Annotated in this window: 3 protein-coding genes and 1 pseudogene; all 4 read right to left on the bottom strand. The window is 54.5% G+C overall.

The genetic code is table 11. From position 1 onward, the window contains the following. The coding region (locus ASN89_RS28445) for a ribosomal protein S19 family protein (protein WP_200969134.1) at nt 1-120 on the bottom strand (120 nt) is incomplete at its 3' end. Between the two features lie 10 nt (nt 121-130). Next, a complete protein-coding gene (gene rplB, locus ASN89_RS26835) occupies nt 131-958 on the bottom strand; it encodes a 50S ribosomal protein L2 (RefSeq protein ID WP_034753198.1) in 828 nt (275 codons plus the stop codon). Further along, nucleotides 958-1,275, bottom strand: coding sequence for a 50S ribosomal protein L23 (gene rplW, locus ASN89_RS26830; protein WP_010394398.1), 318 nt, complete (start codon nt 1,273-1,275; stop codon nt 958-960). The genes rplB and rplW overlap by 1 nt, the downstream gene beginning before the upstream one ends. Then, nucleotides 1,272-1,373: pseudogene (locus ASN89_RS28440) on the bottom strand (50S ribosomal protein L4); the annotation flags it as partial. The gene rplW and the pseudogene ASN89_RS28440, both read right to left, overlap by 4 nt.

Genomic DNA, 1,373 nt, shown 5'->3' with positions numbered 1-1,373 from the left:
GATTGTCGAACGACGCGACCAGGTTTTGATTGGCTTTTTGTCTTTGGCTGCTTGCGCGGCTTCAACTTTTTTCACCAGGTGGGCGTCACAGAACGGCCCTTTTTTCAATGAACGTGTCATGTGCTACCCCTTATTTCTTGCCGCGGCGCGAGACGATCATGGAAGTAGTACGCTTGTTGCTGCGTGTCTTCTTACCCTTAGTCTGTTGGCCCCAAGGCGAAACTGGATGACGACCAGCTGCTGTTTTACCTTCACCACCACCGTGCGGGTGATCGACCGGGTTCATGACCACACCGCGAACGGTAGGACGAACACCGCGCCAGCGCATCGCACCAGCTTTACCGATTTTACGCAGGCTGTGCTCGGCATTGCCGACTTCACCAACCGTTGCACGGCACTCGATGTGCACGCGACGTACTTCACCCGAGCGCAGACGCACTTGAGCGTAGGTACCTTCACGTGCCATCAGCACAACGCCAGCGCCGGCGGTACGTGCCATTTGGGCACCTTTACCTGGCAGCATTTCGACGCAATGCATCACGGTACCGACTGGGATGTTACGGATTGGCAAGCAGTTACCCGATTTGATCGGTGCTTCCGAACCGTTCATCACGCTGTCGCCAACGGCCATGCCTTTGGTTGCGATGATGTAGTGACGTTCGCCGTCGGCGTAGCACAACAGAGCGATATTCGCGGTGCGGTTTGGATCGTATTCGATACGTTCCACTTTCGCTGGAATACCATCTTTGGTGCGCTTGAAGTCGATCAAGCGGTAGTGTTGCTTATGACCACCACCGATATGACGGGTGGTGATGTGACCGTTGTTGTTACGACCAGCGGTCTTGGATTTCTTTTCAACCAGGGCAGCGAATGGACGACCTTTGTACAGGTCGGCATTCACCACCTTCACCATGCCGCGACGGCCTGGCGAGGTTGGTTTCATCTTAACGAGTGCCATTATGCAGCCTCCTCGGAGAAGTTGATTTCCTGGCCAGGCTTCAGGCACACGAAAGCACGCTTGGTATGGTTACGACGACCGTTGAACTTGCCGGTGCGCTTTTGCTTACCTTCGCGGTTTGCAGTTTGCACGGACAGAACTTCAACCTTGAACAGCAGTTCGACCGCTGCCTTGATTTCAGGCTTGGTTGCATCCGGCAGTACGCGGAATACAATTTGCTCGTTCTTTTCCGCGACCATGGTGGCCTTTTCGGAAATCACGGGCGCCAACAGCACCTTCATCAAGCGTTCTTCGCTATGTTTCAAAATCGCGCTCATGCCAGCATCTCCTCAATCTTGGCCAATGCAGCTTTGGTGACCAGGATCTTCTTGTAGAACACCAGGGACATCGGGTCTGCGTGACGTGGCTCAACGAC

The organism is Janthinobacterium sp. Ant5-2-1, assembly GCF_001445815.1.
GTDB lineage: Bacteria > Pseudomonadota > Gammaproteobacteria > Burkholderiales > Burkholderiaceae_D > Janthinobacterium > Janthinobacterium lividum_E.
Note: the sequence above shows the minus strand (reverse complement) of the source record. Positions and strands in the feature narration are given on the sequence as shown.

Bases quoted from the DNA above. Each gene is read 5' to 3' on its own strand.
- rplB (WP_034753198.1), bottom strand. From the start codon at position 958: ATGGCACTCGTTAAGATGAAACCAACCTCGCCAGGCCGTCGCGGCATG.
- rplW (WP_010394398.1), bottom strand. From the start codon at position 1,275: ATGAGCGCGATTTTGAAACATAGCGAAGAACGCTTGATGAAGGTGCTG.